12 protein-coding genes are annotated in these 14003 nt (G+C 69.8%); 2 read left to right on the top strand and 10 right to left on the bottom strand.

Annotation, left to right across the window (positions count from 1 at the left end):
- Positions 1 to 25: 25 nt before the first annotated feature.
- Positions 26 to 283 carry a hypothetical protein gene (locus AC07CM_RS08335; protein WP_478875541.1) on the bottom strand — a complete coding sequence of 86 codons (258 nt, stop codon included), beginning with the start codon at positions 281 to 283 and terminating at the stop codon, positions 26 to 28.
- Positions 284 to 448: 165 nt separating this feature from the next.
- Here AC07CM_RS08335 and AC07CM_RS08330 point away from each other — a divergent pair, with 165 nt between their 5' ends.
- Positions 449 to 2014, top strand: coding sequence for a purple acid phosphatase family protein (locus AC07CM_RS08330; protein ID WP_478875540.1), 1566 nt, complete (start codon positions 449 to 451; stop codon positions 2012 to 2014).
- Positions 2015 to 2068: 54 nt separating this feature from the next.
- On the opposite strand, the gene AC07CM_RS08325 is transcribed toward AC07CM_RS08330, so the two are convergent.
- A complete protein-coding gene (locus AC07CM_RS08325; protein ID WP_478875539.1) occupies positions 2069 to 2950 on the bottom strand; it encodes a DUF4429 domain-containing protein in 882 nt (293 codons plus the stop codon).
- Between the two features lie 62 nt (positions 2951 to 3012).
- Between AC07CM_RS08325 and AC07CM_RS08320 the strand changes: the two genes are divergently transcribed.
- Positions 3013 to 4626 (top strand): beta-N-acetylhexosaminidase, encoded by a 1614-nt coding sequence (locus AC07CM_RS08320; protein WP_478875538.1) that lies wholly within the window; start codon positions 3013 to 3015, stop codon positions 4624 to 4626.
- Positions 4627 to 4680: 54 nt separating this feature from the next.
- On the opposite strand, the gene AC07CM_RS08315 is transcribed toward AC07CM_RS08320, so the two are convergent.
- From AC07CM_RS08315 to AC07CM_RS08280, 8 genes are all read right to left on the bottom strand, one after another.
- Positions 4681 to 6450, bottom strand: a complete 1770-nt coding sequence (locus AC07CM_RS08315; RefSeq protein ID WP_478875537.1) for an IucA/IucC family protein — start codon at positions 6448 to 6450, stop codon at positions 4681 to 4683.
- Positions 6447 to 6992 carry a GNAT family N-acetyltransferase gene (locus AC07CM_RS08310; RefSeq protein ID WP_478875536.1) on the bottom strand — a complete coding sequence of 182 codons (546 nt, stop codon included), beginning with the start codon at positions 6990 to 6992 and terminating at the stop codon, positions 6447 to 6449. The genes AC07CM_RS08315 and AC07CM_RS08310 overlap by 4 nt, the downstream gene beginning before the upstream one ends.
- Entirely contained in the window at positions 6989 to 8272 is a 1284-nt protein-coding gene (locus AC07CM_RS08305) for a lysine N(6)-hydroxylase/L-ornithine N(5)-oxygenase family protein (RefSeq protein WP_478875535.1), read from the bottom strand. Before AC07CM_RS08305 ends, AC07CM_RS08310 begins: the two co-directional genes overlap by 4 nt.
- Positions 8256 to 9698: a lysine decarboxylase DesA gene (desA, locus tag AC07CM_RS08300; RefSeq protein ID WP_478875534.1), complete on the bottom strand. Its 1443-nt coding sequence runs from the start codon at positions 9696 to 9698 to the stop codon at positions 8256 to 8258. Before desA ends, AC07CM_RS08305 begins: the two co-directional genes overlap by 17 nt.
- Before the next feature lie 112 nt (positions 9699 to 9810).
- Entirely contained in the window at positions 9811 to 10665 is an 855-nt protein-coding gene (locus tag AC07CM_RS08295) for a siderophore-interacting protein (protein ID WP_478875533.1), read from the bottom strand.
- 59 nt (positions 10666 to 10724) lie between these two features.
- The gene (locus tag AC07CM_RS08290; RefSeq protein WP_478875532.1) at positions 10725 to 11771 is read right to left on the bottom strand and encodes an ABC transporter substrate-binding protein; all 1047 of its coding nucleotides are present in this window, start codon (positions 11769 to 11771) and stop codon (positions 10725 to 10727) included.
- 140 nt (positions 11772 to 11911) lie between these two features.
- The gene (locus AC07CM_RS08285) at positions 11912 to 13072 is read right to left on the bottom strand and encodes an acyl-CoA dehydrogenase family protein (RefSeq protein WP_478875531.1); all 1161 of its coding nucleotides are present in this window, start codon (positions 13070 to 13072) and stop codon (positions 11912 to 11914) included.
- Between the two features lie 5 nt (positions 13073 to 13077).
- Positions 13078 to 14001: a hydroxymethylglutaryl-CoA lyase gene (locus AC07CM_RS08280; RefSeq protein ID WP_478875747.1), complete on the bottom strand. Its 924-nt coding sequence runs from the start codon at positions 13999 to 14001 to the stop codon at positions 13078 to 13080.
- Positions 14002 to 14003 lie beyond the last annotated feature (2 nt).

The following is a 14003-nucleotide window of genomic DNA, read 5'->3' as shown; positions in this document are numbered from 1 at the left end:
TACAGGTATCTCTCAGCCTGGCGTCTCAGCCGTAGACCATGCGGCGCAGCTGCCTGAGCGTCAGCTCCGGCGGCGCCACCGCCCGGTATCCCAGATCCGCCTCGATCCGTTCGAAGATCTCCGTGTTCGTCAGGCCCTGGGCCTGCAGTTCACGGTGGCGGCGACGGACGTAGTCCTGCGTCGTCTCGTCGAAATAGGCGAGCACGTCCTGGACCACCCGCAGTGCCTCGCCCCGGTTCAGGGGCGTGGACCGCGTCAGGTGATCGACAAGTTCCTCGTGCACCCGGTAGATCCTGAGCCAAGAGCCGCGGTTTCGCAAGAATCGTGCCCGATTCCGGGCAGGCGCCTGTTGAATCTCTTATGGTGCTCTGTTCGCAAGCTGGCCATCCTGCGTCTTGCGCGTCGTTGCCCGAACGGACGAGTTTCAGACGCCATGGACATTCCTCGTATGGGAGTACCCGAGAAGCTGGCCGAGCGCATGAGCCTGGCCGAGCAGCATGAGTACCTGCGCGCCAGATTCTCGCGGCGCACCATGATCAGGGGCGGCGCCGTCACGCTGGGCGCCGTCGCGGGTGGCGCGTTCGTTCCGGGCGGCACCGCCCAGGCCGCCGTGCCGACCCAGCGCACGGCCCCGGCCACCGAGACGGTCGACGGCGCCCTCGTCGCCCCCTTCGGCCGCCACCTCGCCTACGGCAACGACCCGCGCACGGAGATGACGGTCTCCTGGCAGGTCCCGGTCGCCGTGAAGAAGCCCTTCATCCGCATCGGCGCCCACCCCTGGGACCTCTCGCGCAAGATCGAGGCCGAGGTCCGCAGCCTCTACACCCCGGCCGGCGTCGGCGCGAGCGGCGACCACACCCAGTACTACCTGCACGCCGAGCTGACCCACCTGCGCCCCGGCAGGACCTACTACTACGGCGTCGGCCACCAGGGCTTCGACCCGGCCGAGCCGCACCTGCTGGGCACCGTGGGCACCTTCACCACCGCCCCCGCCCACAAGGCGCCGTTCACCTTCACGGCCTTCGGCGACCAGGGCGTCAGCTACCACGCCCTGGCCAACGACAGCCTGATCCTGGGCCAGAACCCGTCCTTCCACCTGCACGCGGGCGACATCGCCTACGGCGACCCGGCCGGCCAGGGCAAGTCCACCGACACCGGCTTCGACTCGCGCACCTGGGACCAGTTCCTGTACCAGACCGAGTCGGTCGCCAAGCAGATCCCGTGGATGGTCTCGTACGGCAACCACGACATGGAGGCCTGGTACTCGCCCAACGGCTACGGCGGCGAGGAGGCCCGCTGGACCCTCCCGGACAACGGTCCGGACGCCAAGAACCTGCCGGGTGTCTACTCCTTCGTGTACGGCAACACGGCGATCATCTCGCTCGACCCCAACGACGTCTCCTTCGAGATCCCGGCGAACCTGGGCATATCTGGAGGAACCCAGACGAAGTGGTTCGAGGCCCAGCTGAAGAAGTTCCGGGCCTCGAAGGACATCGACTTCATCGTCGTGTTCTTCCACCACTGCGCGTACTGCACCTCCACCGCGCACGCCTCGGAGGGGGGCGTGCGCCAGGAGTGGGTGCCGCTGTTCGAGAAGTACACCGTGGACCTGGTCATCAACGGCCACAACCACCAGTACGAGCGCACCGACGTCATCAAGGGCAACGAGGTCGCCAAGAAGCTGCCGATCGGCGGCACGGCGTACCCCGAGACCGAGGGCGTGGTGTACGTCACGGCGGGCGCGGCGGGCCGCAGCCTGTACGCCTTCTCCGCTCCGGACTCCTACGAGGGGCACGAGCACGAGGTGGACTCCGTGGCCTCGTTCATCAACCTCAAGGACGGCAAGCAGAACGAGACGGTCGCCTGGTCCCGGGTGCGCTACCTCAACTACTCGTTCCTGCGCGTGGACGTCGAGCCCGCCTCGAAGGGGCACTACGCCAAGCTGAAGGTCCAGGGCATCGCCGAGACCGGTGACCGGATCGACCACTTCACGGTGGCACGCCGGGCCAAGTAGGCATCCGGGTGCGCCCGGAAGGCACGGCGCCACCCGCCCGAGAGCGGGCGGTCCTCACATCCGCCTGAGGACCGCCCGCTTGGCCAGGCCGAACTCCTCGTCCGTCAGGACACCCGAGCGGTGCAGTTCCCCCAGCTCACGCAGGCGCCGCAGCAGTGCGTCGTGGTCGTCCTCGGCCACGGTCGCCTTCGCGAGCAGTGGCGGCCCGGGCCGTACGTCCGTCCCGACGGCCGGTACCGACGGATGCGGCAGCCGGGCCTGCACGGCGGCCGCGACCAGCGCCATCAGCGGGTCCTTCTTGAAGCCCCACAGCTCGACGGCGTTGGGGTCGTACTTCGGCGGCGCGGTGGCGGGCGCGTCCCGCACCGTGAAGCGCAGGTGGCCGTTCTCCAGCCCGGCCGCCGGCTGCCACTCCACGGCCGTGATCTCGGCGAGCGGGATCGTACGAGGCCCGGTGGCGGCCTTGGCGTTCTCCGTCTTCCAGTTCCACTCCAGGCGCACCCGCTCCCCGTCGAAGCCGGCCGTGCCGTCCCCGGCCGAGGCGGACAGCGGCACGGACGGCCCCGGCAGCAGGTAGCCGGCGGCCGGGTCCGGTGAAACCCCGTCCAGCAGCAGGGCGTTGCGGACCTCGTCCGCGAAGTACTCGGCGACGCCGTACCGCTCGGACTCCACCGTCAGCTGGTACGGGTCGTCGGGCTCGGCGAGCCGGCCGCCGGTGGCGTGCAGCAGCGGGTCGGCGCCGTCCCGCAGCCGCAGCCTCAGCCGCCCGGACCGCTTCCCCTGCTCGAAGGAGACCCCCGCCAACGCGCCCAGGGGTACGACGAGTTCACCCAGTGTCCGGCGCAGCAGGCCGATGTTCTTGTCCCGGCCCGGGGTCAGCCTGAGGGCGTCCCCGTCGAAGACCCAGGTGCCGTCCTTCTGGATGATTTCCGCCATGCGGGGATTGTTTCACCGGATCTGCGGGAGAGTGGTCTTTACCACTTCCGAAGGGAGCGCATGTGAGACGCAACCACAGCACGACTCCCCGACTGACCCGCGTCCTCGGATCGCTGCTGCTGGTGGCGGCAGGCGCGTTCACCGTCGGCGCGACACCCCCGCCGGTGCCGCGCCCCTCGGCGGCGAGGCCGCTGGACCAGGTGGTCCCCGCGCCCGCCTCGGTCCAGCCGGGCGGAGCGCCCTACCGCGTCACCGGCGCCACCGTCGTCCGCGTCGACGCCTCCGCCTCCGACGAGGTCCGCCGGATCGGGGAGTACCTCGCCGGCATCCTGCGGCCCTCCACCGGCTACCCCGTGCCGGTCACCGACCAGGGCAGCCAGGGCGGCATCCGACTCCACCTCGCCGACGGCTCGTTCGACGCCGAGGGCTACCGCCTGCAGAGCGGGCCCTGGGGGGTCGTCATCACCGCGAGCGCACCCGCCGGCCTCTTCCACGGCGTGCAGACCCTGCGTCAGCTGCTTCCGGCGTCCGTGGAGAAGAAGAGCGTCCAGAGCGGTCCCTGGCGGATCGCCGGCGGCACCATCGAGGACCGCCCGCGCTACGAGTACCGCGGCGCCATGCTGGACGTCTCCCGGCACTTCTTCACCGTCGCCCAGGTCAAGCGCTACATCGACCAGCTGGCGCTCTACAAGATCAACACCCTGCACCTGCACCTCAGCGACGACCAGGGCTGGCGCATCGCCGTCGACTCCTGGCCGCGCCTTGCGACCTACGGTGGATCCACCCAGGTCGGCGGCGGCAAGGGCGGCCACTTCACGAAGTCCGACTACCAGGAGATCGTCCGCTACGCCGCCTCCCGCTACCAGGAGGTCGTCCCCGAGATCGACATGCCCGGCCACACCAACGCGGCCCTCGCCTCCTACGCCCAGCTGAACTGCGACGGCACCGCACCCCCGCTGTACACCGGCACCGAGGTCGGCTTCAGCTCGCTGTGCGTGCCCAAGGAGGTGACGTACGCCTTCGTGGACGACGTCGTCCGGGAGCTGGCCGCGATCACGCCCGGACGCTACCTGCACATCGGCGGCGACGAGGCGCACTCCACCAGCCACTCCGACTACGTGAAGTTCATGGACCGCGTACAGCCGATCGTCGCCAAGTACGGCAAGACGGTCATCGGCTGGCACCAGCTGACCGGCGCCACCCCCGCCAAGGGCGCCCTCGCCCAGTACTGGGGCCTGGACGGCACCAGCGCGGCGGAGAAGGCCCAGGTGGCGAAGGCGGCCCAGAACGGCACGGGACTCGTCCTGTCGCCGGCCGACCGGGTCTACCTCGACATGAAGTACACCGCGACCACCCGGCTGGGCACGAAGTGGGCCGGCTTCGTGGAGGTGAAGCGCTCCTACGACTGGGACCCCGGCAGCTACCTGCCCGGAGCGCCCGCCTCGGCCGTCAAGGGCGTCGAGGCGCCGTTGTGGTCCGAGACCCTCACCAAGTCCGCCGACATCGAGTACATGGCGTTCCCGCGCCTGGCCGGAGCGGCCGAGCTGGGCTGGTCACCGGCGGCCACGCACGACTGGAACACGTACAAGATGCGCCTGGCGGCCCAGGGCCCGCGCTGGACCGCCCTCGGCATCGGCTACTACAGGTCGCCCCAGGTGCCCTGGCCGACGAGCTGAGCGAAGGGCCGGCGGGCACCCCTCAGGACCGTACTCCGGGTGCCCGCCGGTCCGTCAGAAACCGGCGACGGGGTTCTCCAGGCTCCCCACCAGCTGCAGCGCGCCGGACGGATCCGCCAGGTCCACCATCTGCCGGTTGTCGCGCAGCTGGAGCCGGTTCAGACAGGACAGCGCGAACCGGGGGGCGAACATGTCGTACTGCCGGAAACGGTCGGCCAGTTCGGGCACCGACTCCTGGTACTCACGGGTCACCTCCGCGACCGTCCGCCAGAAGTCGTCCTCCTCCAGGATCCCCTCGGCGGCGAGGTTCGCCGCGAGGAACCGGAAGAAGCAGTCGAACACGTCGGTGAAGACCGACAGGAGCTTCTTGTCCTCCGGGACCTCGACCCGGATCCGCCGCACCTCCGGCGGCAGCACCGCGTCCGGGTCCATGACGGCGATCTCCTCGGCGATGTCCTTGTGGATCGCGCGCCGCACGACCCCGTCCCTCAGCACCAGGATCACGTTCTCGCCGTGCGGCATGAAGACCAGGTCGTAGGCGTAGAAGCAGTGCAGCAGCGGGGTGAGGTACGCCCTCAGGTACTGCCGCAGCCACTCGGTGGGCGCGAGTCCGGACCGTTCGACCAGTGCGCCCGCGAAGGAGGCGCCGGTGTGGTCCACGTGCAGCAGGGACGCCATGGTCGCGAGGGTCTCGCCCTCGCGCAGTGACGGCACCGGGCTCTCCCGCCACAGCGCGGCCAGCATCTTGCGGTACGGCGAGTGGCGGTCGGTGGCCCGCTCGTACTCCAGGTGCCGGTAGCCGACGGCCGCCCGCTCCCGGATGATCGACACACCGGTCGCCTTCAGCACGCCGTCGTTCTCGATGAGCTGGGCGAGCCAGTCGTTGATCGCCGGGGTCGCCTCCATGTAGGCGGCCGAGAGCCCGCGCATGAAGCCCATGTTGAGGACGGACAGCGCCGTCTTCACGTAGTGCTTGTGCGGGGCGGAGGTGTTGAAGAAGGTCCTTATGGACTGCTGGGCGAGGTACTCGTCGTCGCCCTCGCCCAGGCAGACCAGGTGGCGGCGGGCCACCTCGGCGGCGAAGGTCACGCTGAGCTTGTTCCACCACTGCCAGGGGTGGACCGGGATGAGCAGGTGGTCGGCGGGGTCCAGACCCTGCTCGGTGAGGATGGCGTGGAATCGGTCCAGCGTCTTCTCGCCCAGCTCCTCGCGCAGGAAGGACTCGTACTCGATCCCGGCCCCCGCCGTGAACGCGGCCCGCGAGCGGTGCGCGGCCAGCCACACCAGCCGGACCGGGCTCGCGGTCTCGGGGGCGTACGACAGGTACTCGTGGATGCCGAAGCCGAGCCGCCCGTTGTTGGCGACGAAGCAGGGGTGGCCCTCGGTCATCCCGGTCTCGATCGCCTGGAAGCCGCTCCGCGCCAGCTCGGCGGAGGTCGCCTGCGGCTTGGTGAGCTTGTAGCAGGTGCCCGAGAGGGTGGAGGAGATCTCCTCCAGATAGACGGGCAGGATCTCGTCGCTCAGCCCCAGCGCCTGCCGGAACTCGACGAAGAAGTCCAGTGCGGCGAGGGGGAGTTCGGCGCCGTCGCGGTGGCGGGTGAGGGACTCGGGGGCGATCTGCCAGTGGTCGAGGCCGCGCAGGGTGGCCGTGAACCGGTAGGCGGTGAGCCCGTCGTCGCTGCGCACGACGTACTGCCCGCCGTCCCGCTCCGGGAGGAGCAGCCGCTCGTGGGCGAACTCCGACAGCGCCTTGCGCACCAGCAGACGGTTGGCGGTGTCCCAGCGCTCGGGGGACAGATGGGCCACGGCGTCGGTGGGGCTCATGCCGTCACCCCCGTCGCCGCGACGAACCGCTCCCGCGTGCAGAAGCTCAGCAGCGCCTTCTTCTCCGGCTTCTGGATCTCCCGTTCGGGCACGAACCCGACGGCCTCGTTCAGGGCGTGCACCGCCTTGTTGCGCACGTCGGGTTCGACGACGACCCGCTCCACCGCCGGGTCCTCGAAGAGGTGGGCCATGACGGCGGTGATGACGGCCTTGGTGAACCCGTGCACGGGCGTGCCGGTGGCCGGCGTCAGGAAGTGCATGCCGACGTCGCCGGGCTGCGGCTCGTACAGCCCGACCAGCTCCCGGCGGGCGGGGTCGTACCGCTCCATGAGGAAGGCGGGTTCGCCGTCGTGCAGGCCGAGCAGGGCGTGGTGGTGCTCGTCGGCCGCGATCTCCATGTAGGCCCGCTCGACGTCCTCCAGTTTCGCGTCCTGCATCATCCAGAAGGCGGCCTTGGGGTGGGTGACCCAGGAGTGCAGCAGTTCGGCGTCCTTCAGCGGGTCGAGGGAGCGGAAGGCGAAGGTCATGGTCGTGCCGGTCATACGGCGAACTCCTGGAAGGCGATGGTCTTCTCGACCGGGTAGTACTCCGTGCCGAGCAGCTCACGGATGATGTACGAGTTCCGGTAGGCGCCCATGCCCAGGTCGGGGCTGGTGATGCTGTGGGTGTGGACGCCGGCGTTCTGGAGGAAGACGCCCCGGCCCGTCACGTCGATCGCGTAGTTGCGGGCGACGTCGAAGCGGCCGTGGGCGTCGAAGCGGAGGCGGTCGCGGATCGGCGCCAGGAAGGCGGGCGGCTCGTACTGGTAGCCGGTGGCCAGCACCAGCCCCTCGGTGCGGATCTCGAAGTCCTTGTCCTGCTCGTCCTGGTGGAAGCCGAGCCGGTACGAGCCGTCCTCGTGGGTGGCCGTCGTCAGGGAGGAGTTGGTGAGCAGGCGGGTCGGGACGGGGCGGTCGCCGCTCTCGACGTTCTTCTGGTAGAGCAGGTCGAAGATCGAGTCGACGAGGTCCGAGTCGATGCCCTTGAACAGACCCTTCTGCTGCTTCTCCAGCCGGTAGCGGGTCTCCTCGGGCAGCGCGCGGAAGTAGTCGATGTAGTCCGGAGAGGTCATCTCCAGCGTCAGCTTGGTGTATTCGAGCGGGAAGAAGCGCGGGGAGCGGGTGACCCAGTTGAGGGCGTAGCCGTGGACGTCGATCTCGGAGAGCAGCTCGTAGTAGATCTCCGCGGCGCTCTGCCCGCTGCCGACGACCGTGACGGACTTCTTGGCCTGCAGTTCCGCCTTGCGGTGCATGTACTGGGCGGTGTGGATGAAGTCGCCGCCGAGGTCGCGGCACGCCTGCGGGACGGAGGGGACCGTCCCCGTGCCGAGGACCAGGCGCCGGGCGCGGAACGTTTCACCGGCGCGGGTGCGGACGAGGTAGTGCTCGTCCTCGTACGTCACCTCGGTGACGGTCGTGCCGAAGCGGACGCTGCCGAGCTTGTTCGCCGCCCAGCGGCAGTAGTCGTCATACTCGACCCGCAGCGGGTAGAAGTTCTCGCGGATGTAGAACGAGTACAGTCTGCCCTTCTCCTTCAGGTAGTTGAGGAAGGAGTACGGCGAGGTCGGGTCGGCCAGCGTGACCAGGTCCGACATGAACGGGGTCTGCAGGTGGGCGCCGTCCAGGAACATGCCCGCGTGCCACTCGAAGTCGGGCTTGGAGTCGAGGAAGACGCCGTCCAGTGCGGCGATCGGCTCGGTCAGGCAGGCGAGGCCGAGGTTGAAGGGGCCGAGCCCGATCCCCACGAAGTCGTAGGTGCGGCTGTCTTCAGGACGCGCGGTCAAGGGACTCTCCCAGGTACTGCTCGGCGTGGCCGGCGATGAGGTCGAGGACGGCGGCGATGTCGGCCGGCGTCGTCTCGGGGTTGAGCAGGGTGAACTTCAGGTAGTGGCGGCCGCCGACCTTGGTGCCCGCGACCACGGCGTCGCCGGAGGCGAACAGGGCCTTGCGGGCGTGGAGGTTGGCCTGATCGATCTCGGCCGGGTCGGTGACGGCCGCCGGGATGTAGCGGAAGACGAGGGTGGACAGGGAGGGCTCCACGACGACGTCGTAGCGGGGGTCGGCGGCGAGCAGCCGCCAGCCCTCCCGGGCCAGCTCGCAGACCTGGTCGAACAGTTCGCCGATGCCGTCGGCGCCCATCACCCGCAGCGTCATCCACAGCTTGAGGGCGTCGAAGCGACGCGTGGTCTGCAGGGACTTGTCGACCTGGTTGGGGATGCGTTCCCGCACCATGCGGCGCGGGTTCAGATACTCCGCGTGGTAGGTGGCGTGGCGCAGGGTGGCCGCGTCCCGGACCAGCACGGCGGAGGAACTCACCGGCTGGAAGAAGGACTTGTGGTAGTCGACGGTGACCGAATCGGCGTGCTCGATGCCGTCGATGCGGTCCCGGTGCTTGAGGGAGGCGAGCAGCCCGCAGCCGAAGGCCGCGTCCACGTGCAGCCACACGCCGTACTGGGCGCAGAGCCCGGCGATCTCCGGGAGCGGGTCGATGGAGCCGAAGTCGGTGGTGCCGGCGGTGGCGACGACGGCCATGGGCACCAGGCCGTCCTTCGCGCAGCGCTCCAGTTCGTGGGCGAGTGCCACGGTCTGCATGCGCTTGTCGTGGTCGACGGGGACGGTGACGACCGCTTCGGGGCCGAGCCCGAGCAGGTTCGCGGACTTCTTCACGCTGAAGTGGCTGATCTCGGAGGCGAAGATGCGCAGCCGGTCCAGGTCCCGGCTCTTGGCCTCCTCCCGTGCCAGCAGCAGCGCCTGGAGGTTGGACTGGGTGCCGCCGGAGGTGAACACGCCGTCGGCGGCGGGGCCGAGGCCGATGCGGGCCGTCGTCCAGTCGATCAGTCTGCGCTCGATCAGGGTGCCGCCGGCGGACTGGTCCCAGGTGTCGAGGGAGGAGTTGACGGCGGAGAGGACGGCCTCGCCGAGCACCGCCGGGATGACCACGGGGCAGTTGAGGTGGGCGAGGTAGCGGGGGTGGTGGAAGTAGACCGCGTCGCGGAGGTAGACCTCCTCGAGTTCGTCGAGTGCCGCGGTGGTGTCGTGCAGCGGCCGGTCGAGGTCGATCCGCTCGATGCGGGGGGCGAGGGCGTCCACGGTGACGCCGGTGAACGGACGGTCGGTGGTGGCGAGTTTGGCCGCCACCCGCTCGACTCCTTCGGTCACGGAGCGGCGGTAGTGCTCCGCGGTGAGGCCATTGAGCAGGTGCGAGCGCATGTGGGGGTCCTCCGAGGGGACTGTCCGTGCCAGAGTTAACTAAGGTTAGCCTAACCTAACTTTGATGTTGCGAGGTGTGGCCGTGCCGTGACCGGCGTCACCGCAGGGGGAGTTACCCGGCCGCGCGGAGCTGTTCCTCCGTCATGCCGCGGCGCCAGTAGCCGACGAAGGTGATGTGCCGCCGTTCGATCCCGCGCTCGCCGGTGAAGTGCCGCCGCAGCTCCTTCACCCGGCCGGACTCGCCGGCGATCCAGACGTACGGCCGCCGGGCGGCGGGCAGACGAGCGGCCCGTACGGCGTCGACGGCCATGAGGGCGGGGGCACTTCCCGCGCCCTTGAGGCGGTGGGGGACGTCGTGGCGTACGAGCCAGGTGATCTCCGCGTCCGCCTCGGTCGTCACGTCCTGGATGTCGCCGGCGTGCGGCACCTCGAGCCAGGCGCGGGCACGGGTGCCGGCCGGCAGGGACTCCAGGACGGCGGTCGCGGCGGGTACGGCCGTCTCGTCGCCCCAGAGGACGACGAGGTCGGTGCCCTCGGGCGGCCGGAAGCGGATGGCGCGGTTGTCCGCGATCGCCGGGCCCAGGAGCAGCACGCGGTCGCCGGCGGCGGCTCGTGAGGCCCAGCCGGACGCGGGCCCGGCGGGCGTGTGCAGGACGAAGTCGATGTCGATCTCGTCGGGAGCGCGGCGCAGCGCCCGGAGGGTGTACGACCGCATGACGGCCCGTACGTCGTCCGGGAGTTCACGCCACCCCTGCCACCAGTCGTCGCCCAGTTCCAGCGGGACCACGGGCTCGCTCTGTCCCGGGTGCGGCAGGAACAGCGACAGGGACTGGTCGCGCCCGTCGGAGTGGAAGGAGTGCAGGTCGGCCCCGGCGAAGGTGACCCGGACCAGAGACGGCCCGAGCCGCCTCGTCCGTACGACCTGAAGGGAGAAGAAACGGAACGGTGCGGCCACGGCCGTCGTCATGAGGGCTCCTGAGGCTGGTGTTCAGGAAGACAGGTGAGGGAAAGACAGGTGAGGGGGATTCAGCTGACCTTCTTGGCCTTCTCGAGGGCCTCGGCCAGGTTGGTGAGCAGCGGCACGCACTTGTCGTACGACAGGATCGGCTCGGGCGACCGCGCGACGACCTGCCCCGCCTTCACCGCGGGCAGCTTCTTCCAGGTGGCCTTGGTGATGTCGGCGGGCTGGATCGCCGAGGTGCGGTCGTCCAGCATGATGATGTCGGCCTGGTACTTGTCGACGTTCTCCCAGCTCAGCGACTCGTACCAGCCGCCGCCCTGCTTCTTGGCGCTCTCCGGGGGCTCCACGAAGTTCACGCCGAGGGCCTTGAAGTACTCCAGGTCGATGGAGAGGTTGGTGCCGGAGACGTAGAAGAGCTGGTCGCTCGCGGAGCCGGCCATCACCTTGATGCCGGGCTTGGCCTTGGCGGCGGCCCGCAGCCGGGCGGCCGCTTCCTCGAAGCGCTTCCTGGCGTCGGTGACCTTCGCGGCCCTCATGTCGGCGCCCAGCGACTCGGCGAGGTCCCACATCCGCTGCAGCGGCCGGGTGAGCTGACGGTCGTAGACGGAGACGCCGACGCCGGGGGCCAGCTGGGCGATCTTCTTCTTCGACTCGTCGGGGACGTACCAGAGCGTGCCGGCGTCGTCGAACATCGTCGAGATCAGCACGTCGGGCGCGAGGGCCGCGTACTTCTCGATGCTGAACTGGCCCCAGGCGTTGCCGAGGACCGTCACCTTGCTGATGTCCATGTCGCCGGCCTGGACGTCGGCCTTGCCCGCGGTGGTCCTTGTCGGGCCGAAGACGCCCTTGACCTGGATGCCGTAGTCGTACAGCGCGGCGGCGACACCGGTGAACGCGACGATGTTCGCGGGCACCTTGTCCAGCTTCACGGTCGTACCGCGGTCGTCCTCGAAGCTCCAGGGGCCGGACTTGCCGCTCCCGGCCGTCTTCCCGGAGCCCGCTACTTTCCCCTTGTCGTCCCCGCAGGCGGCGAGTGCCGCACCGAGTCCGAGGGCGCCGCCCGCGGCGAGCAGGCCGCGGCGAGTGAGGTGGGTGGCACGGGCATGGGGCATGGATGTGACTGCTTTCGAACGGGGCGAGGCGCCCGCCGGACAAGTTCGAAGGTAGGTTAGCCTAACCTCACTAGTTGTCCAGAGGGTGGGGGCGCCCCGCACCCGGACCCGCGGGCGGCCCGGGCGCCGCCGGGGCTACCTCAGCCCACCAGCCCCAACTCCCTTGCGATCAGCATCCGCTGGACCTCGCTCGTGCCCTCGCCGATCTCCAGGATCTTGGAGTCGCGCCACATGCGGGCCACCGGATACTCGTTCATGAAGCCGTATCCGCCGTGGATCTGGGTCGCCTCGCGGGCGTTGTCCACGGCGACCGTGGAGGAGTAGAGCTTGGCCACGGCCGCCTCCTTCTTGAAGGACTCGCCCGCGACCAGCCGGGAGGCCGCGTCGCGCCAGGCGAGGCGGGCCGTGTGGGCCTTCATCTCCATGTCCGCGATCTTGAACTGGATGGCCTGGTTGCTGCCGATCGGCCGGCCGAAGGCGTGGCGCTCCTTCGCGTACTTCACCGACTCGTCCACACAGCCCTGGGCCAGTCCGGTCCCCAGGGCCGCGATGGCGATGCGGCCCTCGTCGAGGATGCGCAGGAACTGGGCGTAGCCGCGGCCCTCCGCACCCAGGAGGTTGGCGGCGGGCACCCGGACGTCCTGGAAGGACAGTTCGCGGGTGTCGGAGGCGTTCCAGCCGACCTTCGAGTAGGGCGCGGCGACCGTGAAGCCGGGGGTGCCCGACGGGACGATGATCGCCGAGATCTGCGGCTTGCCGTCCGGCTTGCGGCCGGTCACCGCCGTGACCGTCACCAGACCCGTGATGTCGGTGCCCGAGTTGGTGATGAAGCACTTCGTGCCGTTGATCACCCACTCGTTCGTGTCCGGGTCCAGGCGGGCCGTGGTGCGGGTGGCCCCGGCGTCGCTGCCGCCGTCCGGTTCCGTCAGGCCGAAGGCGCCGAGGATCTCGCCGGAACAGAGCCGCGGGAGCCACTCGCGCTTCTGCTCCTCGGTGCCGAAGAGGTGCAGGGGCATGGCGCCCAGCGAGACACCGGCCTCCAGCGTGATGGCCACGGACGAGTCGACCCGGGCCAGTTCCTCCAGAGCGATGCCGAGGGCCAGGTAGTCGCCGCCCATGCCGCCGTACTCCTCCGGGAACGGCAGCCCGAACAGGCCCATGCGGCCCATCTCGCGGACGATCTCGTACGGGAACTCGTGCCGCTCGTAGAAGTCGCCGATCTTCGGCGCCACGACGTCGTGCGCGAACTCCTCCACCGTACGGCGGAGTTCCTCGAGCTCGGGGGAGAGGCGGTGGTCCATCGTGATCACTGCTCCTTGTGGGACAGGGCTCGGACGGTGCGGGAAGGGCTGGGTCGGCCCAGGTGGGCGGCCATCCACACGCTGGTGGCGACGAGGCGGCCGAGGTCGACCCCGGTGTCGATGCCGAGGCCCTGCAGCATCCACACGAGGTCTTCGGTGGCGAGGTTGCCGGTCGCGGACTTGGCGTACGGGCAGCCGCCGAGGCCTCCGGCGGAGGCGTCGATGGTCGTCACCCCGTGTTCCAGTGCCGCGTAGGTGTTGGCCAGTGCCTGGCCGTAGGTGTCGTGGAAGTGCACGCCGATGACGTTCGTCGGCACGCCCTCCTCGTTGAGCAGGGAGAGGAGTTCGAGGACATGGCCCGGGGTCGCGACCCCGATGGTGTCCCCGAGGCTCAGCTCGTCGCAGCCCATGTCCATCAACGCCTTGCAGACGCGTACGACCTGGTGAAGCGGTACGGCGCCCTCCCAGGGGTCGCCGAAGCACATGGAGACGTAGCCGCGTACATGGGCGTCCGCGTCCTTGGCGCGGGCCACGACCGGCTCGAAGACGGCGAGGGACTCGTCCACGGTCCGGTTGAGGTTGGCCTTCGCGAAGGACTCGGTGGCGCTGGCGAAGACGGCCACCCGGTCGGCGCCCAGGGCCAGCGCACGGTCGAGCCCGCGCTGGTTGGGCACGAGGACCGGAAGCCGCACCCCCTTCAGGTCCTGGACGACCGGGAACAGCGCCTCCGCGTCGGCCAGTTGAGGCACCCACTTAGGGTGCACGAAGCTCGTCGCCTCGATGCTCGTCAGACCCGCGTCGGCCAGCCGGCGGATGAACTCCGCCTTGACCTCGGTCGGCACGGTCATCTTCTCGTTCTGCAGCCCGTCGCGCGCGCCGACCTCGTGGATCCGCACCCGTGCGGGCAGGTCCTGGGCCGGTACGACCATGG

Source organism: Streptomyces sp. NPDC044061 (assembly GCF_056434305.1).
This window is presented reverse-complemented; position numbering and strand designations above follow the sequence as displayed.

Coding starts and splice junctions, on each gene's coding strand:
- AC07CM_RS08295 (WP_478875533.1), bottom strand. CDS start 10,665: ATGACGACGGCCGTGGCCGCACCGTTCCGTTTCTTCTCCCTTCAGGTC.
- AC07CM_RS08290 (WP_478875532.1), bottom strand. CDS start 11,771: ATGCCCCATGCCCGTGCCACCCACCTCACTCGCCGCGGCCTGCTCGCC.
- AC07CM_RS08325 (WP_478875539.1), bottom strand. CDS start 2,950: ATGGCGGAAATCATCCAGAAGGACGGCACCTGGGTCTTCGACGGGGAC.
- AC07CM_RS08310 (WP_478875536.1), bottom strand. CDS start 6,992: ATGACCGGCACGACCATGACCTTCGCCTTCCGCTCCCTCGACCCGCTG.
- AC07CM_RS08330 (WP_478875540.1), top strand. CDS start 449: ATGGGAGTACCCGAGAAGCTGGCCGAGCGCATGAGCCTGGCCGAGCAG.
- AC07CM_RS08315 (WP_478875537.1), bottom strand. CDS start 6,450: ATGAGCCCCACCGACGCCGTGGCCCATCTGTCCCCCGAGCGCTGGGAC.
- AC07CM_RS08285 (WP_478875531.1), bottom strand. CDS start 13,072: ATGGACCACCGCCTCTCCCCCGAGCTCGAGGAACTCCGCCGTACGGTG.
- desA (WP_478875534.1), bottom strand. CDS start 9,698: ATGCGCTCGCACCTGCTCAATGGCCTCACCGCGGAGCACTACCGCCGC.
- AC07CM_RS08280 (WP_478875747.1), bottom strand. CDS start 14,001: ATGGTCGTACCGGCCCAGGACCTGCCCGCACGGGTGCGGATCCACGAG.